Origin of the sequence: Rhodospirillum rubrum ATCC 11170 (assembly GCF_000013085.1) — a bacterium.
In the GTDB taxonomy this organism is placed as follows: Bacteria; Pseudomonadota; Alphaproteobacteria; order Rhodospirillales; family Rhodospirillaceae; genus Rhodospirillum; species Rhodospirillum rubrum.
Map to the genome: position 1 here is coordinate 3,644,662 of NC_007643.1, position 20,804 is coordinate 3,665,465.

Below are 20,804 nucleotides of genomic sequence, written 5' to 3' on the forward strand. Positions count from 1 at the left end.
GGCGGCGTGAGAGGCGCGGGAGGGAGGCCCTGGAAAGGGGGCTGGAGGGGCGCGATCGGATTAGGGCGCGGGGGTGGCGCGCTTGACCTTCACCTCATAGCCCGGCCCCCCCTCCTTATAAACGCCCTGACAGCGCGTCACGCCCTTGGCGTCGCGTTCGCAGGCGGTTTCCGAGCGCTCGAAAACCTGACCATCCGAGCAGCGCAGATCCTCGCGTTCGACGACGCGCAATTTGCCGTTCTCCATCGTCCCCTGGGCCGGGGCCGAACAAGTGACGCCATCGGCCCGGCGCACCACCGAACGCCCTTGGCCCTTGGCGTCGAATTCATAGGTCTGATCCACCGGCTTGCCGCTTTCATCGGTCAGTCCCGAGGAACTGCGCCATTTGCCGGCAAGGAAGCCCAGATCGGCCTTGCCCGAGGCCCCCGGCGCCGTGGCGCTTTCGGGCAGGGCCAAAGGTTCCTCGGGCGCCTGCGTCGTATCCGGTTTGGGCGGGGTCGCCGCATCCGGCTTGGGCGGCTCCGGCTTGGGCGGTTCGGCGGCCTTGGGATCGGGCGGGGCCGTGTCCGGCTTGGCGGGATCGGGCTTGCTCGGATCGGGCGCTTTCTCCTCCGGGGTTTTGGCCTCGGGCGGGGTTTGGGCCTCGGGCGGCGGCGCGGTCTCCCCACTCGGCTTGGGCGGCTCGGCCTGGGCCGCGTCCTTGTCCAGGCGGGCCGGGCCCTCTTCGGGGATCAATCCCAGATCCTGGGGCGTCACTCCCTCGATCACCGCGCCATCGGGACCGATCACCCGCCCCAGGCGGTCGATGCGCAGGCTGTCGATACGCTCAAGATAGCCGCGCCTTTGCTCCTCGGTCAGGGGCGGGGGCTCGCCGGTCTTGTCCTGCTGTTCGATCCCCGCCCCGAAATCAAGGCCGAAGGGCAGCGGCAGTACCGGGCGCCAGAAGAACCACCACAGCAGCAAAAGCAGCAGCAAAAGGGCAAGCAGCGGCAGAAGCCACAGCCACCAGGGCCACAACGGCCAGCGTCCCCCTCGCCTTTCTTCGATCACCGGCGCTGCGGGCGGCGGCGGAACCGCCCCCGGACCGGCGGCGGGCAAGGGCGGCGGCGCGGCCGACAGCGGATCGAACGACGATCCATCGTGTTCGGTGAATCCCCAGAAGGTGGCGATCGGCTGAGTGCCGATGAAATGCAAATGGCCGTCGTTGGGCGTGCGCAGGGCCTGTTCGAGAACCGACGAAAAGGCCTCGCCGCCGCCCCGCCCCTTGCCGCGATCGGGATCGGATTGCAATTCCTTGAGATAGGCCTGGAACTCGCCGCGCATGATCTGAAGATCAAGGGCGCGGTCGGCCTGTTCCTCGCGCGGCAGATCCTGCCACGAGCGCACCTCGCCGGGGATCGGGGCGACCCAACGCACGGTGTCGCCGGCCTCGTCCCACTGCGGGCGGGCGAAAAAATCGGCGTAGCGGGCACCCAACCTTTGACCGATGGCGGCGCGCAACTGGATATGGGCCCGGTGGACCGGCTGACCGAAGACGCCCAGCGGCCGATAGCGATCGCCTTTGGCCTCGAGAATGATCCTGCCTTGCTTCATGCCATTCATCCGTGCTTTGGGCCATGGTCGGACGCCGGGCCGCAGGTCCCCCCGCCCGGCGTCGCCGTTACTGACATCCGCTGGCGTCGGGTTGGCCCGTCGCCGTCCGCAGACTGCTGGTCACCTGGGCGGCCGAGCCGGGGGTGAAGACCCGACCGCCGCCGGCCGAAGCGATGCAGCGGGCGACCCCACTGTTGCCGCCGCCGCTCAAATCGATGACATGGATGATCACATTGGATTTCTCGGCCTTGACGGCGCGGGCGGCGGCGCAAGGATCGCCGCCACAGGTATCCTCGCCATCGCTGACCACCATCATCACGGTTTCCGAGCGCCGGGTGGCCAGGGCGCCACCGCGACGGATCGAGGCGGCGAGCGAGGTGGCGCGTTCGGGGGTGATGGCATCGACCCCGGCGAGAAAGGCCGGGCGCTCGGCGGCCGAGTAATACTTGCTGTTCTGGGTCGCCATGCAATCGCTGAACGATACCATGCCCACCCGGATATCCTTGTGCAGGGCGTTCACCGTATCGCGGATCGAGCGCTTGGCCGCCGAAATGCGCGAAGGCGCCCCGGCGATGCCCTCGCTCATGCTGCCCGAGCCATCGACGACGAAGATCATCCGCGGCTCGCGGCCCGGCGACCACGACGGCTCGCAAGCCGCCCGCGAGGCGGGCTGGGCCGGCGGTTCGGCTGGGGCCGGGGCGGGGGGCGCGACCTTGGCCGGCGGCTTGGCCGCCGTTATCGGCGGTTTGGGCTTGGCTGGCGCAGCCGGCGGCGGCGCTTCGGGTTTAACCTCGGGGGGGGCCGCCTCGGCCGGTGGCGGCGGCGAACCCTCGGCGCGATCAGGCAAAGGATCGGGTTGGGGGGCGGGCGCGGCGGCCGGCGGCGCCGGGGTTGGTTCGGGCGTTGGTTCGGGGGGAACCACGCAGGCCTTCTGGAAGGCGTCCTCGGCGAGGCGGGCCTCGCCCAGGGCCTGATCAAGCTGGGCCAGGGTCCGCCCCAGATCGTCAAGACGGCTAAGATCGGCCGGCGCCTCCGCCGGGGCTTCGACGATCACCGGGGCCAGCGGCGTCAGCGCCCGCCAAGCCAGCCAGCCCGCCAAAAGCAACAGGGCCAAGGCGAGCAGGGCCGGCGCGATCCAGGCTCGGCGACCGGGCGCGGGCGCCACGGGGGAAGACCCAGCCCCCTCAGCCGGCGGCGGCGATCCGGCGGGGGGCGGGCTTGCCGCTCCCCCCACCGGCGATGGGGCGACGGGGGCAGCGGATCCCGAAACAGCGCTCGCGGCGGCGGCCCGCGCCGCGCCGGAAAGCGCGCCCACCGCACCGGCGGCGATCGCCTGACCGGGCCGCCCCAGGCCCCAGCACACAAGAACCGGCTGGTCGTGATCGGCATACAGCCACGCGCCGCCTTCGGGGGTAATCAGGGCAAGGCGCAGGGACTCCGCCGCCGATTGCCCGGCTTCCCCCTGGGTCGACAGACGGGCGCAAAGCGCGGTGATCTCGCGCTCGAGCCGGGCGAAGCGGTCGCGCAACAGGCCGGGATTGGCCGCCGCCGACAGCGGCGTCAGCGCGCCACCGCGCGGCGATCTCCAGCCGATCGGCCGGCGAAGGTCGGCGCCACCATCAGCGGCGGGGGCCTCCGCGAACACCGGCTCGGCGAGCAGCGCCTGAGCCTCCTGGCCGATATGAACCCTAAGGAGCGCGGAAAGCCGGTCGTGGGAATGGACAACGGGCTTGCCAAGCACGCTCAGCAGGGTCCAGTCGGCATCCATCGCAGGCTTCAGTGTTGGCGATACCATGGCGCGCCAAACGGACCCCCAATTGTTACCCGGCCGATCAGGGTATGCCCATTCGCTCCCGTCACCTCAAGGATCATTTGCTATCAATGGGATATTTTTTTATGGTTGCAAGCGTGCGTGGCACAGTCGCGCCTTTCGGGGTCTCCCTATGTCAAGCCCGCAATCGACGCCAGACGATCACTCCCCCAAGAACACATCCGAAGGAAAACGGCGCCGTTCTCCGGCGGCGTCTGCCCTGTGGATCGTTGTTTTCCTGCTTTTTCTGATCTGCGTCGGGCTTTCGCTTTATCTGTTTTTCAGAACCCCCGAAATCACCCGGAAAACGGCCGCCGTCGCCACCCCGGGCGCGACCCAGGACACCGGCGAGCGCGCGGCTTATCTCGCCCAGCAGATCGCCCTGCGCCGGGTCGAGTTAGGCGACCTTGTCGCCGCCATCGATCCGCCGCGCTGCGTCGCCCCGGCCCAAATCGACGAAAGCCGCCTGCGCCTTTTGCGCCAGCAGCGCGGCGACGCCCTGTCCCTTTGGCGATCCTTGAGCACCGGGGGCAAAACCGGGGCCACCCAGGCGATCCCCGACACCATCCCCGAACCGGCGGTGGCCACGGCTTTGCCCGGGGCGACGCCGCCGCTTGCCCCCGCCACGCCGCAAGCCGCCCCTGGGGAAAGCGCACCGACGATGGGGATCGGGCCGTTGCGCGATCGGCTGGAAAAGGCCTCGGTCATCGTCCTTGGCCTGCCCAAGGGCGAGGCCGACGGCCTGATGACCGGCACCGGTTTTTTCATCGCCGATAACCTTGTCGTGACCAACCGCCATGTGATCGACGCCGCCGATCCGGCCAAGCTGTTCATCACCAGTTCCAGCCTGGGCAAGATGGCCCAGGTGTCGCTGATCGCCACCACCGTCTCGGCGGTTCCGGGGGAAGCCGATTACGCGGTGCTGGGAACGGGAAGCGTGCGCGCCCCGGCCACCCTCGCCCTGTCGCTCGACGCCGGCAAGCTGACGCCGGTGATCGCGGCGGGCTATCCCGGCATGGCGCTGCTGGGCGATCAGGGCTTCCAAAAGCTGATCCAGGGCGATCTGTCCTCGGCCCCCGATCTCAACATGAACCGGGGCGAGGTCCGCTCGGTGCGCCCGGTCGGCGCCATCGTCCAGATCATCCATACCGCCGATGTTCTGCAAGGCTACAGCGGCGGTCCGCTGCTTGACACCTGCGGCCGGGCGATCGGCGTCAACACCTTCATCCAGGTCGATCGCGATCAGGCCGCCAAGCTCAACAGCGCCCAGAAGGTTGATACCCTGCTGGCCTTCCTGCAAAAAAAGGGCATCACCCCGGCCCTCGACAGCCGCGCCTGTCAGCCCGGCTGATCGACGGCCCGGAGCTTTTCCTCAGGCGATGGTCGCCAAAAGCCCACCTTCGACGCGCAGCGCCGCGCCGTGAGAGTATGTAGAGGAGCTATTGATCGGCCACGGGGAATAACCCATCTGCACGCGGATCTTTTCCGGCCCACAACACGCCGAGCCGCATCGTTCGCCAAAGGAACCCTCCGATGCCGCCGACCGATCCGTTTTCCCTGGAGCGTTTCGTCATGGCGCAAACGCCGCTGCTGGACACGGCTTTGGCGGAACTGCGCCAGGGTCGCAAGCAAAGCCATTGGATGTGGTTCGTCTTTCCGCAGGCTCGCGGTCTCGGTTCCTCCTCGACGGCGCGGTTCTACGGCCTGCGGTCCCTGGACGAGGCCCGGGCTTATCTGGCCCACCCGCTGCTCAAAGCCCGGCTTGAGCAGGCGACGCAAACCGTGCTCGCCCTTGGCGCCATCGATCTGCACGCCCTGTTCGGCTCACCCGACGACAAGAAGTTCCTGTCATCGATGAGCCTGTTCGCCCTCGCCTCGCCAACGACCGATACCCCCTTCCATCAGGCGCTGGAACGCTGGAACAAGGGCCGGCCCGACGAGGCGACGCTGCGCTTTCTCGGTCAGCCTCCCCCGACGGCCTGAGCCATCAATAACAAAACGGGCGCCAGCCTTAAGCGGGCGCCCGTCGGTGATCCAAGCGACGAAGGGCTAAGCCTCGATATCGATATCCTTGGTTTCCTTGCCCAACACCAGGGCGAGCAAGGTCAGGCTGGCCATGCCCGACAGATAGATGCCCACCCAGAACGGGCTGCCATCGCCGGCGCTCCACAGGGCGACGGCGACGAAGGGGGCCAAGGCCGCGCCGAGGATCGACGAGACATTGTAAGAGATGCCCGATCCGGTATAGCGGATATTGGCCGGGAACAATTCGGGCAGCAAAGCGCCCATCGGGCCGAAGGTCATGCCCATCAGCGTGAAGCCAAGGATCAGCCAAGCCATCACCCCGACGAAGCCGGCGCCCAGCATCGGCACCCACAGGAAGCCGAACACGACGATGCCAAGGGTGATGCCGATCAGCGTCTTGCGCCGCCCCCAGCGCTCGGCCCAGGGGCCCGACAGCAGGGTGAAGAGGCCGAAGAACACCACGCCGGCGATCATCATCAGAACGAAGGTCCGGTAATCATAGCCCAGCCCGGGCAGGGCCGCCGTGGCCGAGGCGCGGCCATAGCTGAGAGAAAACGTCGTCATCAAATAGAACAGAACATAGGTCGCCAGCATGTAGAAGGTGCCGAGCACCAGTTCCTTGCCATGGGTTCGAAACACCGCCACCAGCGGCACGCTGTGAACCGCGCCCTTTTTCACGGTCTTCTCAAACGCGGTGCTTTCAACCAGATGCAGGCGCACCCACAAACCGAAGATAACCATCACCGCCGAGAACAGGAAGGGGATGCGCCAGCCCCAATCAAGGAAGGCCTCCGACGGCTTGGACGGATCGCTTGAGGGCAGCAGCACGGCGATGATCAGGAACAGGCCGTTGGCGATGATGAAGCCGATCGGCGCGCCAAGCTGGGGGAAGGTGCCAAAGATCGCCCGCTTGCCAGCCGGGGCGTTCTCCGTCGCCACCAGGGCGGCGCCGCTCCACTCGCCGCCCAAGGCGAAGCCCTGGGCCAGACGCAGCACCACCAGCATGGCCGGGGCGATCCAGCCAACCGAGGCATAGGTCGGCAGCACGCCGATCAGGAAAGTGGCGATGCCCATGGTCAACAAGGCGCCGACCAGGGTGATCTTGCGGCCGCGCTTGTCGCCAAGATGGCCAAAAAACACCGCGCCAAGCGGCCGAGCGCCCATCGCCGCGCCGAACACCGCGAAAGAGGCCAGCAGCGCCGTCTTTTCGTTGCCCGCCGGAAAGAAGAGATGGGGAAACACCAGCACCGCCGCCGTGGCGTAAACGTAGAAGTCATAGAACTCGATGGTGGTGCCGACCAGACTGGCCATAAGAACGCGCGACCGTGGATTGGCCGGAACGCCGGCCTTTGACGGCTCAAGGGGGATGGACGAGGACATCGGACGAAAGGATTCCTGTGAAATGACTAGGTTGAAGTTCCGCTCAAGCGCCCGATAGACCCACCGCACCACCCCAAAAAGACACCAACCGCGCCCTTTTTTCGAAACGATACGCGCCCTTCCGATTCCGCCTGACCTCCTGGCTAAAACCGCGCCGACAACCGACCCCACATCCCCATCCCGAACGCGGGGCCGATCGCCCTGATGGCAACGCTGATACCATTAGCGCCGCCACACGGCCTTTTTCGGTAATAATGCCTTTCCGCCGCAGGTGTCAAGCGCAATATTAATGCGAGCAATCAAGAAGAGAGCGGTCGAGAGGGGCGCGAACCCCATCAACCCGCTGAGCACGAGAAGGACCGGCCGACTCTGCCCGCCCCCTCCCACGCCTTAGAAAACCTAAGCCCCAGGCTTCGGGAAAGGCGTTTGCCAAAAGCTGTGGGCTTGGCCAAGACTGCCTGCCCTTTGGCCCGTGACCATGGGCCGCCCCTCGCGGCTTATCGCCCGCAGTTTGTGGAGAATGGCCGATGAGATCGCGGCAGACGGCCCTTGATGGCTTGGCCATGAGCTTGCTGGTGGTGCTCTGCGCCAGTTGGGGGGTGCAACAGGTGGCGATCAAGGTCGCCAGCGCCGGGATTTCGCCGATGTTTCAGGCCGGTCTGCGCTCGGCCGGGGCCTTGGGCTTGCTCTGGGCATGGTCGGCGGCGCGCGGCGTGCCCATCCTGGCGCGCGATGGCTCGCTTGGCCTGGGGCTGGTGATCGGCCTGCTGTTTGGCGGCGAGATCTTGTTCATCTATTGGGGCCTGTCCTACACCACCGCGGCGCGCAGCGTGCTGTTTTTGTACACCGCGCCGTTTTTCGTCGCCCTCGGCGCCCATGTCTTCCTGCCCGGCGAGCGGTTGCGCCGCACCGATATCCTGGGGCTGGCCTGCGCCTTCGCCGGTGTTCTGGCCGTTGTCGCCGACGGGCTGACCCTGCCCGACCGCCGGGCGATGATCGGCGACGCCATGGTCTTGCTGGCGGCGATTTTATGGGCGGCGACCACGGTGGTCATCAAGGCCAGCCCGCTTGCCGGCCTCAGCGCCAATAAAACCCTGGTCTATCAGCTTGGCGTCTCGGCGGTGCTGCTGCTCGGGCTGTCGGCCGGGCTGGGCGAGGCCGGCCTGTTCGATCCCACGCCCCGGGTGCTGGCGGCGATGGCCTATCAGACCATCGGCGTCGCCTTCGCCAGTTATCTGGTGTGGTTTTGGATGATCACCCGCTATCCGGCGTCCAAGCTCTCGGCTTTTTCCTTCCTGACGCCGGTTTTCGGCGTGCTGGCCGGCGCCGTGATGCTGGGCGAGCGGGTCTCGTCGGGCCTTGCCCTGGCGATGGGGCTGATCGGCTTTGGCATTTTTCTGATCAACCGCCCCGAGCGCCGCGAAACGGTGGCCTAGGGCGCTGGGGGGACGCCCGCCCACATCACTCGCAGGCGGGCAAAGGCGGGGCGCCGGCGGCGTCCAGGGCCTGGGTCAGGGGGGCGCGGTGGATCTCGGCGATCGGGGTCATGCCAGAGTCGGCGGGGCATTGCAGGACATGGGCCTGGAATTCATTAATCAGCAGCGCCTCGTCGACCGCCAGATAGATGCGCCCCAGAATATCGCGGATCATCGCCCGCTGGTTCTCGCTCATCTCTTCGCGCCAATAGCGCGCCACCACGGCGCGGGTCGTCGCGTCGGTGAAATAGCGCCCATGGGCCAGTTCATGGGAGAGCGTGGCGCGCGCCCCCGGACCCGCGCCGGCGGCCAGGATGACGCTCTGCGGATCCTCGGCCAGGGCCGGGCGGACGATGGCGTCGTAAAACGCCCGCTCCTCGGCCTTGGGACAAGCGGCCGGCTCGTCGCCGGCGCACAACCGCGCGGCCTTGGCGGCGAAGGCGGCGATGGTGGCGGCGGGCAAATCGGCGCCACGGATCGCCACCGGCGGCCGGGCGGCGAACGGCTCGGCCAGCCGGGCGTCGATCACCGCGCCGTGGCTGCGCTCGGCGAAAACGCTGGCCCGGCCGAGAACCCCGGTGATCATCGACGAATTGGCGAACAGACACAGCACGACGGCGGGCATTTCCACCGGCCGGGCGCAGGACAGCCCGGTCCACGAGGCCGCCGCCACCGTGGCCCGCCAGCCCTCGAAGCCCGGGCGATCAAACAGCGAGAGCGCCGCCGGGGCGGGAAGAAAGGCCAGCGCCCCTCCGTCGTCGCCCCGCGCCGCTTGCCCGCCGCCGCCGATCAGACCGCAAGCCAAAATCGCGGCGGCGGCCTTGCGCCAGCCACGGCGCCCGCTCATTCCGGGGTCAGGGACTGGCGCGCGGCGAAGCGATAGGGATGGGCGGGATAGACGCCGAGGATCAGCAGCTCATGGGTGAAATGGCGCAATTCATCAAGGGCCCGGGCCAGGGCCGGCTGATCGGGACGGCCTTCGACATCGGCGTAAAAGCGCGCCGCCACGAAGGTGCCGGCCACCTGATAGCTTTCCAGCTTGGTCATATTGATGCCATTGGTGGCGAAGCCGCCCAGGGCCTTGTACAGGGCGGCGGGAACGTTGCGCACCCGGAAAACGAAGGTGGTCACCGCCGCCACGTCCTCGCGCGGCTGCACCGCCTCGCGCGCCATGATCAGGAAACGGGTGGTGTTGTGGTTCTCGTCTTCGATATTGGCATGGAGCGAGCTTAGGCCATAGATGCGCCCGGCCAGTTCGCTGGCGATCGCCGCTTCGCCGGGGGCTTTGCGCTCGGCCAGCTCCGCCGCCGCGCCGGCGGTATCGGCATGGACGATGGCCTTCAGCCCATGGGCCTTGATGAAGCGCCGGCATTGGCCCAGGGCGTGGACATGGCTGCGAACGATACGGATATCCTCGATCTTGGCGCCTTCGGGGGCGAGCAGGTGATGGTTCACCTTCAGAAAATACTCGCCGATGATATGCAGACCGGAATCGGGCATCAGGTGATGGATATCGGCCACCCGGCCGGCCACCGAGTTTTCGATCGGCAGCACGGCATACAGCGCCTTACCTTCGCGCACGGCGGCGAAGGCGTCGTCAAAGGCGGCGCAGGGCAGCACGTCCATCGCCGGAAATAGCCGCGTCGCGGCCATATGGGAATAGGCGCCGGGCAGGCCCTGGAAGGCCACGGTCTGATTGGGATCGCTCATGGACGGGACAGAACTCCGGAGGGCAAGGGAGCAAGCCCCGCCGCGCCCGGTCAGCCAAGCAGCGCGCGGGCCCGCTCCAGATCCTCGGCAGTATCGACACCGAGCGGAACGGTGTCAACGAGGGCGGCCTCGATGCGCATGTGGTTTTCCAGGGCGCGCAATTGTTCAAGCTTCTCGCGCCGTTCCAGCACCCCGGGCGGCAGGCTGACAAAGGCGCCCAGCGTCGTCCGCCGATAGGCGTAAAGGCCGATATGATGGTAATGGGGTCCGGGGCCATGGGGCACGGTCGCCCGGCTGAAATAGAGCGCCCGGCCCCGGGTCTGCCCTTCCGCCAGGCCGACCACCGCCTTCACCACATTGGGATTGGTCCGTTCCTCCTCGCGCGTGATCTCGCAGATCAGGGTGGAAAGCGCGATATCGGGCTCGGCCAGCACGGTTTCGACGGCGCGGATGATCAGGCCCGGATCCAGGGTCGGCAGATCGCCCTGGACATTGACCACCACGGCGTGGCGGCCGGCCGGATCGAAGCGCTCCACGGCCTGCCACACCCGATCCGACCCCGAGGGCAGATCGGGATCGGTCAGCACGGCATTGCCGCCAGCGGCGCGCACCGCCTGGGCGATCTCGTCCTCGGCGGCGGCAACCAGCACCGGCCCGATCCCCGCCTCCATCGCCCGGCGCCAAACCTGAACGATCATCGGCACCCCATGGATGTCGGCCAGCGGCTTGCCCGGCAAGCGGGTCGAGGCCATGCGAGCGGGAATGACGACGATGGGGGCGGCGGCGGCGAGGGACGGCGATTGGGTCATGGTCGGGTCTCGACTGGCGGAAACGGCGGAAGCCCCGATCATGGTCGCCACCGCCCGCCACCGCCAGTTCAAAAAACACACGATCGACTCTATCGATCTTAGGAACCGCAATTTTCCTCTGTATGAAATTAAGAATGAATTGCATAATCCTTTTCGACGCTCATGCGTTAATCGGGGCGAGAGAAGGGGAGAAAGCCTATCATGACGACACTGGTCTTGAATTCCTGGAAGACCGCCCGGGAGATCAAGGGCGCCTCGCGCTTCCCCTGGCAGCTGGGCGTTCTGGCCGTGGCCATCGCCCTGGTGCTGTCCGAGGGGCCGGCGGGCGATGCGGCGCGCCAAGCTTTGGCCGACGCCTTTTTGACGGTCGTTCCCTTGGTCGCCCTCGCCGTCGCCTTTGGCATGGCCCTGACGCGCCGCCTGCCCATGGCCGGTCGTCTTGCCCTACCGGCTTGGCCGATTCCGCTGGCCGCCCTGGTGCTGCTGGTGCCCTTCCCCCGGGCGGCGGCGGTCGTGCTGGCCTTGGGTGTCGCCGCCGGCCTGGGCGGAGCCTTTCTTTCCCACCTCTCCGCCGCTACCGCCCCGCGAACCGATCGGCCCCTTGAGCGGCCCTGGCCCGGGGTGGTGGTGGCGCTGTGGGCGGTGATGCTGCTGGGCGGCTTGGCGCTTACCCTGGCCTCGGCCCTGGGCTTTGCCGTCGGTGAGGGCGGCCGCTTTGGCCTGTCTTCCCTCGGCCTGCCGATGGCTTTCGCCATCTTCGGCGCCCTTGCGGTTCTGGCCCTTTGGGCGATCGGCCCGATCCTCGGCGATCGACGGCCATCCGTGCGCCCCGTCCCGCCGCTGGCGCCGCTGGCGCGGCTGATGGACGACACCAACACCTTGGGCGCCTGGGTCATCGCCGCCTTCGTCACCACCCAGGTGGCTCTGGCCCTCGGGCATCCCGCCCTCGCCGATTGGCTGGTATTCGCCGCCCCCTTGTTGCCATTGATCGGCGTCGCCTTTGGCCTGCTGCCCGGTGTCGGTCCGCAAATCCTCGTCGCCACCCTTGTCGTTGGCGGGGGAACGCCGGTGTCGATGCTGATCGCCACGGTGCTGGCGGCAGGCCTGTCCGTCGGCGCGCCTTCGACGACAACGGCCCGGCTTGTGCCCCTTGGCCTTGGCCTGCTTGGCGGGTATGGCGCTTACGCCCTGGGCTGGTAGGCCACGGGTCTCTTCCCTTCGGCCGGCGGCGGGGTTACCCTGCCCTCCCGCTTCCGGTCTGGAGAATCCCCCGTGGCCCCGCCCGTCGATGCCTTCGTTCCGCTCGTCCATCAGCTCGCCGATCTATCGGCCGCCATCATCGCTCCGCTGTTTCGCACGCCGCTAACCGTCGACGACAAGGACGACGCCTCGCCGGTCACCGCCGCCGATCGCGATTCGGAAGCGGCGATGCGCGAGGTGATCAGCCGCGCCTATCCCGACCATGGGGTGATCGGCGAGGAGCACGGCAGCGAACGCACCGATGCGGAATTCGTCTGGGTGCTTGATCCCATCGATGGCACCGGCGCCTTCATCACCGGCAAGCCCAGCTTCGGCACCCTGATCGGCCTGTGCCATAACGGCATCCCGGTGCTCGGCGCCATCAACCAGCCGATCTTGAACGAGCGCTGGATCGGCGGCCAGGGCCTGGGGGCCAGCTTCAATGGCAAGGCCATCGCCTGCCGCCCCTGCCCCGCCCTGAACCGCGCCGCCCTTTATACGACCGCCCCCGAGTTGTTCGCCCGCCCCGCCGATGCCGAGGCCTTTGAACGCCTGCGCCGGCGGGCCAAGCTGCGCCGTTATGGCTGCGACTGTTACGCCTATGGGCTGGTCGCCCTCGGCTTTGCCGATCTGGTGGTGGAAACCGGCCTGAAGATTTACGACTACACCGCCCTGGCGCCGATCGTCACCGCCGCCGGCGGCGTGATGACCGATTGGGAAAACCGCCCGCTGACCCTGGCTTCGGCCGATCGGGTGATCGCCAGCGGCGATCTGTCCCTGCACCGCGAGGTTCTGGCGGTCATCGCCGAGCAAACGGCGCTCTAAACCCGCTCCCCTGGCGGTTCCGCCCTATTTCGCCCACATTGGAAGGGCCCTTTGCCGGGGCTAGCTCCGTTCGACCGGGAGACCGTGATGCGTCCCATCGCCGCCGTTACCCTCGCCGCCCTTCTCGCCCTGCCGCTGCCTTTGGCAACGGTCCAGGCCGCCGAGACCGCCAGCAGCGGGCCAATGCACGCCCTGTCGCTTTATGGTGACATCAAGTATCCCGCCGATTTCACCCATTTCGACTACGTCAACCCCGAGGCCCCCAAGGGCGGCGCCATCCGCCTGTCGGCCTTCGGCACCTTCGACACCCTCAACCCCTATACGGTCAAAGGCACCGCCGCCTTCGGCATCGGCCTGACCCAGACCACCCTGACCGTGCCCTCGGCCGACGAGCCTTCAACGGAATACGGTCTGGTCGCCCAGACCATGGAATTGGCCGCCGACCGCTCGTGGCTGATCTTCACGCTGCGCCCCGAGGCGCGCTGGAGCGACGGCCAGCCGATCACCGCCGAGGATGTGGCCTTCAGCTTCCAGATCCTCAAGGACAAGGGCCAGCCGCTTTATAATTCCTATTATTCCAACGTCACCGGCGTCGAGGTCCTGGATGCGAAGCGGGTGAAGTTCACTTTCTCGCCCGGCGAGAACCGCGAGCTGCCCAGCATCGTCGGCCAGTTGCCGGTGCTGCCCAAGCATTACTGGGCCACCCGCGACTTCGCCGAAACCACCCTTGATCAGCCGGTCAGCGCCGGCCCCTATCGCATCGCCAGCTTCGAGCCCGGCCGCCAGATCACCTATGAGCGGGTCAAGGACTACTGGGCGGAGGCCCTGCCGGTCTCCAAGGGAATGAACAACTTCGACCGCATCCGCTACGACTATTACCGCGACGTGACCGTGACCCTGGAAGGCTTCAAGGCCGGGGCCTTCGATTTCAATTCCGAGCATAGCGCCAAGAACTGGGCCACCGAGTACAAGTTCCCCGCCGTGAGCGAGGGGCACGTGATCACGGAAAAAGTGCCGGTCAAGGGACCCGACCGCGAGCAGGGCTTCATCTTCAATATGCGCCGGGCGCAGTTCCAAGATCCCCGGGTGCGCGAAGCCCTGGCCTATGGCTTCGATTTCGAATGGACCAACCAGACCCTGTTCTATGGCCAGTACACCCGCACCCGCAGTTTCTTTGAAAATTCCGAACTGGCCGCCGTCGGCCTGCCCGGCCCCGAGGAACTGAAGATCCTCGAACCGCTGCGCGCCCAGATCCCGCCCCGCGTCTTCACCGAGGAATATCAGCCCCCCGTCACCGATGAGGCCAAGGGCGGCCTGCGCGCCAATCTCAAAAAGGCGCTCGACCTGATGAAAGAGGCGGGGTGGACGGTCAATGCGGCGGGCAAGATGGTCAATGCCGCCGGTCAGCCCTTCACCTTCGAAATCCTGCTGCGCCAAGCCGATGTCGAACGCATGGTGCTGCCGATGGTCAAGAACTTCGAGCGCCTGGGCATCACCGCCACCGTGCGCACCGTCGATACGCCGCAATTCATCAGCCGGGTGCAAAGCTTCGATTTCGACATGGTGTCGGCGGTCTGGGCGCAGTCGAACAGCCCCGGCAATGAACAGCGCGATCTGTGGTCCTCGACCGCCGCCGACATCCCCGGCACCAGCAATCTGGCCGGCCTGAAGAGCCCCGCCGTCGATAGCCTGATCGAATCGGTGATCGCCGCGCCGACCCGCGCCGATCTGATCGCCCGCACCCGGGCGCTTGACCGCGTGCTGCAATGGTCCTTCCCGTGGATCCCCCATTACTACGGCGCCTTTGAGCGCATCGCCTATTGGAACGTCTTCGGCCGCCCGGCGGTCACGCCCAATCGCGGCGTCGTCTTCCAGGCCTGGTGGTTCGACGCCGAGAAGGCCGCAAAGGTCGTCGGCCGCAAGGGCGGCTTCTAAGACGCGGCCGGCGGAGCGCAGGGGGACGCCATGATCGCCTATATCCTGCGCCGTCTGGCGCTAATCCCTTTGACCCTGTTCGGGATCATCCTGGTCAATTTCCTGATCGTCCAGATCGCTCCGGGCGGTCCGGTCGAGCAGGTGCTCTCACGCCTTCAGGGCATGGACGGCGGGGCCACGGCGCGCTTCAGCGGCAGTGGCGGCGGCGAAGCGGGCGGTGGATCCGCGACGAGCGCCCTCGGCCCGACCACCGCCTATCGCGGCGCCCGCGGCCTGGATCCGGCCTATGTGAAAAGCCTCGAGGTCCAGTTCGGCTTCGACCGCCCGGCCCACGAGCGCTTCTTGAAGATGGTCGGCGATTATCTGACCTTCGATCTTGGCCAATCCTATTACCGCTCGATCCCGGTCATCGATCTGATCTTGGAAAAAATGCCGGTGTCCCTGTCGCTGGGCATCTGGAGCACGATGATCATCTATCTGGTGTCGATCCCGCTGGGCATCGCCAAGGCGGTGCGCGACGGCTCGCGTTTCGACATGGCGACAAGCTGGATGGTGGTGGTCGGCTACGCCGTGCCGTCGTTCCTCTTCGCCATCTTACTGATCATCGTCTTCGCCGGCGGCCGCTATTTCGACTGGTTCCCGCTGCGCGGCATCCTGTCGGACAACTGGCGCGAGCTGTCCTGGCCGCAACTGGCCCTGGATTACCTCTGGCATATGGTGCTGCCGGTCACCGCCCTGGTCATCGGCGGCTTCGCCAGCCTGACCATGCTGACCAAGAACAGTTTCCTCGAGGAAATCCGCAAGCAATACGTCATCACCGCCCGGGCCAAGGGGCTGACCGAAAGCAAGATCCTCTACCGCCATGTTTTTCGCAACGCCATGCTGCTGGTGGTGGCCGGCTTCCCCGCCGCCCTGGTGTCGATGCTGTTCACCGGTTCGGTGCTGATCGAGGTGATCTTCTCGCTTGATGGCCTGGGCCTACTGGGCTTTGAAAGCACGATGAACCGGGATTATCCGGTGATGTTCGGCACGCTCTATATCTTCGGGCTGATCGGACTTTTGCTGTCGCTGATCAGCGATGCCACCTATCACATCATCGATCCGCGCATCGATTTCGAAAGCCGGGAGAACTAGGGCCCCATGGTCGCTCTGCTCACCCTCACGCCGCTGACCCGCCGCCGGCTCGCCGCCTTTCGCCGCAACCGCCGGGGCTTCCATTCCCTGTGGATCTTCCTCACCCTGTTCATCATCAGCCTGGGCGCCGAACTGGTCGCCAACGACAAGCCGCTGGTGCTGTCTTACAAGGGCGATCTTTATTTTCCGGTGCTGAAGGACTATCCCGAAACCACCTTCGGCGGCTTCTTTCCCACCACCGCCGATTACCGCGACCCCTATGTCGCCGAGGCCATCGCCAACGATGGCTGGACGGTTTGGCCACCGGTGCGCTTCGCCTATGACACCGTCAACCGCACCCTGGACCGGCCGGTGCCCTCGGCGCCGACCTGGGACAATCCGCTGGGCACCGACGATCAGGGCCGCGACGTTTTCGCCCGCCTGCTTTATGGCTTCCGGCTGTCGGTGTTGTTCGGCTTGGCTTTGACCGCGCTGTCATCGCTGATCGGCGTGGCCGCCGGCGCGGTGCAGGGCTATTTCGGCGGCTGGATCGACCTGCTGGCCCAACGCGTCCTGGAGATCTGGGGCGGTTTGCCCCAGCTTTTCGTTCTGATCATCGTCGCCAGCGTCATCCAACCCGGCTTCTGGACGCTGCTGCTGATCTTGCTGCTGTTCTCCTGGACCGCCCTGGTCGGCGTCGTCCGCGCCGAATTCCTGCGCGGGCGCAATTTCGATTACGTCCGCGCCGCCAAGGCGCTGGGCATGTCCGACACCAAGATCATGATCAAGCACGTTCTGCCCAACGCCATGGTCGCCACCTTGACCTTCGCGCCGTTCATCCTGTCGGGATCGGTCACCGCGCTGACCGCGCTGGATTTCCTGGGGCTGGGCATGCCGCCGGGTTCGCCGTCGCTGGGCGAGCTGCTGCGGGTGGGCAAGGAAAACCTCCAGGCGCCCTGGCTTGGCTTCACCGGCTTCATCGTTCTCGCCGCCATGCTGACCCTGTTGGTTTTCATCGGCGAGGCGGTGCGCGACGCCTTCGATCCGCGCAAAGGGGCCGACCGATGACCACCGTGACTCCGCCCCTCCCGGTCGCCCCTCTGCTGCCCCCCCTGCTGTCGGTTGAAAACCTTCAGGTGCGCTTTGGCGCCGGCCCCGAGGCCGTTGACGCCGTGCGCGGCGTGTCGTTCACCATCGCCAAGGGCGAAACCCTGGCCCTGGTCGGCGAAAGCGGCTCGGGCAAATCGGTCACCGCCCTGTCGATCACCCGCCTGTTGCCCTATCCGCCGGCCAGCCACCCCGGCGGCGCCATCTTCTTCGATAGCGAAGACCTGCTCCATGCCCCGGGTGCCCGCCTGCGCGACGTGCGCGGCAACAGGATTTCAATGATCTTCCAGGAGCCGATGACCTCGCTCAACCCGCTCCATTCCATCGAGCGTCAGGTGGGCGAGGTGCTGACCCTGCACAAGGGCCTGCACGGCAAGGCCCGCCGCGCCCGGGTGATCGACTTGCTGCGCTTGGTCGGCCTGCCCCAGGTCGAGGGGCGCCTGGGCGCCCTGCCCCATGAGCTGTCGGGCGGCCAGCGCCAGCGGGTGATGATCGCCATGGCGCTGGCCAACGAACCCGATCTGCTGATCGCCGACGAACCGACCACCGCCCTTGATGTCACCATCCAGGCCCAGATCCTGGCCCTGCTCGCCGATCTGCAAAAGCGCTTCGGCATGGCGATCTTGTTCATCACCCATGATCTGTCGATCGTCCGCCGGGTCGCCGACCGGGTGGCGGTGATGAAGGACGGGCTGATCGTGGAAACCGGCACGACGGCGGCGCTGTTTGCCGCCCCCAGCCATCCCTACACCAAAGCCCTGTTGGCCAGCGAGCCGCGCGGCACGCCGCGCCTTGTTCCCAACGCCCCCGAGATCCTGTCCTGTGACGACCTCAAGGTCTGGTTTCCCATCCGCAAAGGGGTGATCCGCCGCACCGTTGGTCACATCAAGGCGGTCGACGGCATCTCGTTTTCGCTGAAGGCCGGGGAAACCTTGGGGGTTGTCGGCGAAAGCGGCAGCGGCAAGACCACCCTTGGCCTGGGCCTGTTGCGCCTAGTGTCCTCGCAAGGCGCCATCGTCTTTTCCGGCACCCGGCTGGACGGACTGTCGAACACGGCGATGCGGCCTTTGCGCCGCCGCTTGCAGATCGTCTTCCAAGACCCCTATGGCTCGCTCTCCCCCCGGCTTTCGGTCGGCGAGATCATTGGCGAGGGGCTGGCCGTCCATGGCTTGGCCGGCGATCGCGCCGGCCGCCGCGCCCTGGTCACCCAGGCTTTGAGCGAAGTCGGCCTCGATCCGGCGACCCAGGACCGCTATCCCCACGAGTTTTCCGGCGGTCAGCGCCAGCGCATCGCCATCGCCCGCGCCCTGGTGCTCAAGCCCGAGGTGATCGTGCTCGACGAGCCGACCAGCGCCCTTGACGTCACGGTGCAGGCGCAGATCGTCGATCTGCTGCGCGACATCCAAACCCGCCACGCCATCGCCTATGTCTTCATCAGCCATGATCTGCGCGTCGTCCGCGCCCTGGCCGCCCAGGTGCTGGTGATGAAGGACGGCAAGGTGGTCGAGGCCGGAAGCGGCGAGCAGATCTTCCAGGCGCCGCGCCATGACTATACGCGCGCCCTGCTCGCCGCCGCCCTGTCCCTTGAAGCCGACAGCAGCGGCATCGTGAAAAATTAACCCTTTGGTGCTATGAGAAGACCATAGACCTTTCGCGGGGACGGAGCGCTTAGGCTCCCGGCCCGCCTTTCACGGGGTTCGGGCAACCGCCGATGGCTGACGAGCAAGACAGCAAGCGCATTTCCAAACAGGCGGTTTATACCGTTCCCGTGGAAATCTCCGTGGTGCTCGGCAAGGCCGTGCTGCGGGTCAATCAATTGCTGAAACTGGGCCGTGGCGCCGTCGTCGAACTGGAACAGAAGATCAGCGAACCGGTGGAGATCTACGCCAACGACATTCTTGTCGCCCGTGGCGAAGTGATCATCACCGATGGCGACAAGATCGGCGTGACCCTGACCGAACTGGTCCGCTCCACCGCCCAGCACAACGGCTGATCTTTCCTGGGCTCCCCGCCCGTCACCGTCCCGATCAGCCTTTATTCCGAGGTCCGACGCCTTTTTGGCGACTCTTAGTCGGACGCCTTCGTGGCGACTCTTAGTCGGACGCCTTCTTGGCGTCCTGGGCATTGGCCCGGGTTTCGTCGATGATCTCGTTTTTCATCCCGTCGAGCCGGGCCTGGATATGGCCCAGGTTGGTTTCGCTCTGCGCCAGATTGGTGCGCAGGCAAGTCACATAATCGCGCTGCTGACCAAGATAGCCCTTCATATCCTCGATGCAGCGCTGCTTGGACAAGGCGTCGTCGCCTTGAACGCCGCCCGGTTCCATGCACACCGGGGTCAGCGGCGCCGCGCAGATCGATTGCGCCGCCGCCGGTCCGGCGAAAACCGCCAGGGCGGGGACGAAACAGGCGTAAAGGAGAGCAAGGCGCATCGGCTTATCCTTTTAGGGGGCGGCCTGGGGAAGACTGTGGACCAACGCCTCGGCGTGCTGGCGGTTGCCCTCTTAGCGCCGTTCGAAAGCCAGACGGGCGGCAAGCCCGACGAAAACCAGCCCGCTCACCCAGCGAAAGACCTCTCGCGCCCGGCCGCTGGTCGCCAGGGTGCGACCGATGCCGCCGGCCAGGGCGCCGACCACGCCGTTCACCACCGTACCACCCAGGCTCAGAATGCCGCCCAGCACCAGCATCTGCGGCACCGCCGGCCCGGCTTCGGGTTTGACGAACTGGGGCAGAAAGGCCAGCACGAAAACCACCACCTTGGGATTGAGCAGATTGACGACGATCCCCTCGCGCCACGCCCGGAGAACCCCGGCGGAGCCCCCTGGCGCTTGCCCAAAAGCCGGGGGCGCCATCGGCCGGCGCAGGGTTTGCAGGCCCAACCACAGCAGATAGCCCACGCCAACCCAGCGGATCACCGCGAACAGCCCGGGATGGGCGGCGACCAGGGCGGCCAAGCCAAAGGCGGCGAGCAGCGTATGAACAACCCCGCCCGTCGCCACCCCCAGGCTGGCGGCCATCCCGGCGGCCGGCCCGCCGCGCATGCCCTGGCCCAGGCAAAACAGCATGTCATTGCCCGGCGTCAGATTAAGCGCCAGAGCCGCCGGCACGAACAGCCACAGGGTGTCGGGCGAAACGATCATCGCGGACGTCCCTCCCTGCGCTCCCCCCCCAGGGCCGCGTCGGCGTCGGAGTCGGCGTCGAAGCAGGCGGCGATCAGGGCGACGGCCTGCTCGCCCGAGATCGGCGGCAAGGTGAAAATCAAACGATAGTAAATCGGCGCCACCACGCGATCGAGCACCCGATCGGCGCTTGGCCCGGCTTCGCCACGCGCGCTGGCGCGGGTCAGCATCACCTCGATCTGCGCGCGGGTATAGGCCGCGCAGCGCCCGCACACCGTTCCTTCGCCGCCCCCGGCCAGCAAATCGCGCACTATCGCCCGCCCGGCATCGGAGGCCAGTTCCTCGGCGAGTTGCTCGGCCCAGGCCTCCAGATCGCCGCGCAGATCGCCGGTATCGGCGGGGGGGCCATCGGGACGCAGGCGGGCGGCCGCCACATCGGCCAGCAAGGCGGCAAGATCACCCCAGCGCCGATAAATCGTCGAAGGCGTCACCCCCGCCCTTTGGGCGATCAGCGGAATCGTCACATCGCCCCGGTCGGCCTCGCCCAGCAAGGCGCGCACCGCCCGATGAACCGAGTCCTGAATGCGGGCGCTGCGACCACCGGGTCGCAGGGGCTCCCTGGGTTCCATGCTTCCCTTTCCTGGCCGACCTGGGTCCATCGCGTCAC

Annotated in this window: 19 protein-coding genes; 10 read left to right on the top strand and 9 right to left on the bottom strand. The window is 66.9% G+C overall.

The window, feature by feature from the left end:
* Nucleotides 1–60 precede the first annotated feature (60 nt).
* Complete coding sequence (locus RRU_RS16280; protein ID WP_014626525.1) at nt 61–1,593, bottom strand: SrfA family protein; 1,533 nt, start codon at nt 1,591–1,593, stop codon at nt 61–63.
* A 67-nt stretch (nt 1,594–1,660) separates the two neighbouring features.
* A complete protein-coding gene (locus RRU_RS16285) occupies nt 1,661–3,361 on the bottom strand; it encodes a vWA domain-containing protein (RefSeq protein ID WP_014626526.1) in 1,701 nt (566 codons plus the stop codon).
* A gap of 175 nt (nt 3,362–3,536) precedes the next feature.
* Here RRU_RS16285 and RRU_RS16290 point away from each other — a divergent pair, with 175 nt between their 5' ends.
* Together RRU_RS16290 and RRU_RS16295 are read left to right on the top strand one after the other, a co-directional pair.
* On the top strand, nt 3,537–4,754 hold the full coding sequence (locus RRU_RS16290) for a S1 family peptidase (RefSeq protein WP_011390905.1): 1,218 nt from the start codon (nt 3,537–3,539) through the stop codon (nt 4,752–4,754).
* Between the two features lie 182 nt (nt 4,755–4,936).
* On the top strand, nt 4,937–5,386 hold the full coding sequence (locus tag RRU_RS16295; RefSeq protein ID WP_011390906.1) for a DUF1810 domain-containing protein: 450 nt from the start codon (nt 4,937–4,939) through the stop codon (nt 5,384–5,386).
* 66 nt (nt 5,387–5,452) lie between these two features.
* On the opposite strand, the gene RRU_RS16300 is transcribed toward RRU_RS16295, so the two are convergent.
* Nucleotides 5,453–6,808 carry an MFS transporter gene (locus RRU_RS16300; RefSeq protein WP_014626527.1) on the bottom strand — a complete coding sequence of 452 codons (1,356 nt, stop codon included), beginning with the start codon at nt 6,806–6,808 and terminating at the stop codon, nt 5,453–5,455.
* Between the two features lie 527 nt (nt 6,809–7,335).
* Here RRU_RS16300 and RRU_RS16305 point away from each other — a divergent pair.
* The gene (locus RRU_RS16305; RefSeq protein WP_011390908.1) at nt 7,336–8,244 is read left to right on the top strand and encodes a DMT family transporter; all 909 of its coding nucleotides are present in this window, start codon (nt 7,336–7,338) and stop codon (nt 8,242–8,244) included.
* 25 nt (nt 8,245–8,269) lie between these two features.
* Here RRU_RS16305 and RRU_RS16310 read toward each other — a convergent pair whose 3' ends face one another.
* From RRU_RS16310 to RRU_RS16320, 3 genes are read right to left on the bottom strand one after another with little or no spacing between them, the layout of a single operon-like run.
* Nucleotides 8,270–9,130: a hypothetical protein gene (locus tag RRU_RS16310; RefSeq protein WP_011390909.1), complete on the bottom strand. Its 861-nt coding sequence runs from the start codon at nt 9,128–9,130 to the stop codon at nt 8,270–8,272.
* Nucleotides 9,127–9,993 (bottom strand): prephenate dehydratase, encoded by an 867-nt coding sequence (locus RRU_RS16315; RefSeq protein WP_011390910.1) that lies wholly within the window; start codon nt 9,991–9,993, stop codon nt 9,127–9,129. Before RRU_RS16315 ends, RRU_RS16310 begins: the two co-directional genes overlap by 4 nt.
* Before the next feature lie 50 nt (nt 9,994–10,043).
* On the bottom strand, nt 10,044–10,802 hold the full coding sequence (locus tag RRU_RS16320; protein ID WP_014626528.1) for a 3-deoxy-manno-octulosonate cytidylyltransferase: 759 nt from the start codon (nt 10,800–10,802) through the stop codon (nt 10,044–10,046).
* A 201-nt stretch (nt 10,803–11,003) separates the two neighbouring features.
* Between RRU_RS16320 and RRU_RS16325 the strand changes: the two genes are divergently transcribed.
* The 7 genes from RRU_RS16325 (at nt 11,004) to RRU_RS16355 (ending at nt 19,014) form a co-directional block, all read left to right on the top strand.
* Nucleotides 11,004–12,002, top strand: coding sequence for a putative manganese transporter (locus RRU_RS16325; RefSeq protein ID WP_011390912.1), 999 nt, complete (start codon nt 11,004–11,006; stop codon nt 12,000–12,002).
* A 72-nt stretch (nt 12,003–12,074) separates the two neighbouring features.
* The gene (hisN, locus tag RRU_RS16330; protein WP_011390913.1) at nt 12,075–12,866 is read left to right on the top strand and encodes a histidinol-phosphatase; all 792 of its coding nucleotides are present in this window, start codon (nt 12,075–12,077) and stop codon (nt 12,864–12,866) included.
* Nucleotides 12,867–12,953: 87 nt separating this feature from the next.
* Nucleotides 12,954–14,801, top strand: a complete 1,848-nt coding sequence (locus tag RRU_RS16335) for an extracellular solute-binding protein (protein ID WP_011390914.1) — start codon at nt 12,954–12,956, stop codon at nt 14,799–14,801.
* Between the two features lie 30 nt (nt 14,802–14,831).
* Nucleotides 14,832–15,935: a microcin C ABC transporter permease YejB gene (locus RRU_RS16340; protein ID WP_011390915.1), complete on the top strand. Its 1,104-nt coding sequence runs from the start codon at nt 14,832–14,834 to the stop codon at nt 15,933–15,935.
* A 6-nt stretch (nt 15,936–15,941) separates the two neighbouring features.
* A complete protein-coding gene (locus RRU_RS16345; RefSeq protein ID WP_011390916.1) occupies nt 15,942–16,982 on the top strand; it encodes an ABC transporter permease in 1,041 nt (346 codons plus the stop codon).
* On the top strand, nt 16,979–18,640 hold the full coding sequence (locus tag RRU_RS16350) for an ABC transporter ATP-binding protein (protein ID WP_011390917.1): 1,662 nt from the start codon (nt 16,979–16,981) through the stop codon (nt 18,638–18,640). The genes RRU_RS16345 and RRU_RS16350 overlap by 4 nt, the downstream gene beginning before the upstream one ends.
* A 92-nt stretch (nt 18,641–18,732) precedes the next feature.
* On the top strand, nt 18,733–19,014 hold the full coding sequence (locus RRU_RS16355; protein ID WP_011390918.1) for a FliM/FliN family flagellar motor switch protein: 282 nt from the start codon (nt 18,733–18,735) through the stop codon (nt 19,012–19,014).
* A gap of 100 nt (nt 19,015–19,114) precedes the next feature.
* Here RRU_RS16355 and RRU_RS16360 read toward each other — a convergent pair whose 3' ends face one another.
* The 3 genes from RRU_RS16360 to RRU_RS16370 form a co-directional block, all read right to left on the bottom strand.
* Nucleotides 19,115–19,450, bottom strand: a complete 336-nt coding sequence (locus RRU_RS16360; protein WP_011390919.1) for a hypothetical protein — start codon at nt 19,448–19,450, stop codon at nt 19,115–19,117.
* A 72-nt stretch (nt 19,451–19,522) separates the two neighbouring features.
* A complete protein-coding gene (locus RRU_RS16365; protein WP_011390920.1) occupies nt 19,523–20,158 on the bottom strand; it encodes a LysE family translocator in 636 nt (211 codons plus the stop codon).
* Complete coding sequence (locus RRU_RS16370) at nt 20,155–20,766, bottom strand: TetR/AcrR family transcriptional regulator (RefSeq protein ID WP_014626529.1); 612 nt, start codon at nt 20,764–20,766, stop codon at nt 20,155–20,157. Before RRU_RS16370 ends, RRU_RS16365 begins: the two co-directional genes overlap by 4 nt.
* Nucleotides 20,767–20,804: the final 38 nt, after the last annotated feature.

Bases quoted from the DNA above. Each gene is read 5' to 3' on its own strand.
- RRU_RS16280 (WP_014626525.1), bottom strand. From the start codon at position 1,593: ATGAAGCAAGGCAGGATCATTCTCGAGGCCAAAGGCGATCGCTATCGG.
- RRU_RS16285 (WP_014626526.1), bottom strand. From the start codon at position 3,361: ATGGATGCCGACTGGACCCTGCTGAGCGTGCTTGGCAAGCCCGTTGTC.
- RRU_RS16290 (WP_011390905.1), top strand. From the start codon at position 3,537: ATGTCAAGCCCGCAATCGACGCCAGACGATCACTCCCCCAAGAACACA.
- RRU_RS16295 (WP_011390906.1), top strand. From the start codon at position 4,937: ATGCCGCCGACCGATCCGTTTTCCCTGGAGCGTTTCGTCATGGCGCAA.
- RRU_RS16300 (WP_014626527.1), bottom strand. From the start codon at position 6,808: ATGTCCTCGTCCATCCCCCTTGAGCCGTCAAAGGCCGGCGTTCCGGCC.
- RRU_RS16305 (WP_011390908.1), top strand. From the start codon at position 7,336: ATGAGATCGCGGCAGACGGCCCTTGATGGCTTGGCCATGAGCTTGCTG.
- RRU_RS16310 (WP_011390909.1), bottom strand. From the start codon at position 9,130: ATGAGCGGGCGCCGTGGCTGGCGCAAGGCCGCCGCCGCGATTTTGGCT.
- RRU_RS16315 (WP_011390910.1), bottom strand. From the start codon at position 9,993: ATGAGCGATCCCAATCAGACCGTGGCCTTCCAGGGCCTGCCCGGCGCC.
- RRU_RS16320 (WP_014626528.1), bottom strand. From the start codon at position 10,802: ATGACCCAATCGCCGTCCCTCGCCGCCGCCGCCCCCATCGTCGTCATT.
- RRU_RS16325 (WP_011390912.1), top strand. From the start codon at position 11,004: ATGACGACACTGGTCTTGAATTCCTGGAAGACCGCCCGGGAGATCAAG.
- RRU_RS16335 (WP_011390914.1), top strand. From the start codon at position 12,954: ATGCGTCCCATCGCCGCCGTTACCCTCGCCGCCCTTCTCGCCCTGCCG.
- RRU_RS16340 (WP_011390915.1), top strand. From the start codon at position 14,832: ATGATCGCCTATATCCTGCGCCGTCTGGCGCTAATCCCTTTGACCCTG.
- RRU_RS16345 (WP_011390916.1), top strand. From the start codon at position 15,942: ATGGTCGCTCTGCTCACCCTCACGCCGCTGACCCGCCGCCGGCTCGCC.
- RRU_RS16350 (WP_011390917.1), top strand. From the start codon at position 16,979: ATGACCACCGTGACTCCGCCCCTCCCGGTCGCCCCTCTGCTGCCCCCC.
- RRU_RS16355 (WP_011390918.1), top strand. From the start codon at position 18,733: ATGGCTGACGAGCAAGACAGCAAGCGCATTTCCAAACAGGCGGTTTAT.
- RRU_RS16360 (WP_011390919.1), bottom strand. From the start codon at position 19,450: ATGCGCCTTGCTCTCCTTTACGCCTGTTTCGTCCCCGCCCTGGCGGTT.
- RRU_RS16365 (WP_011390920.1), bottom strand. From the start codon at position 20,158: ATGATCGTTTCGCCCGACACCCTGTGGCTGTTCGTGCCGGCGGCTCTG.
- RRU_RS16370 (WP_014626529.1), bottom strand. From the start codon at position 20,766: ATGGAACCCAGGGAGCCCCTGCGACCCGGTGGTCGCAGCGCCCGCATT.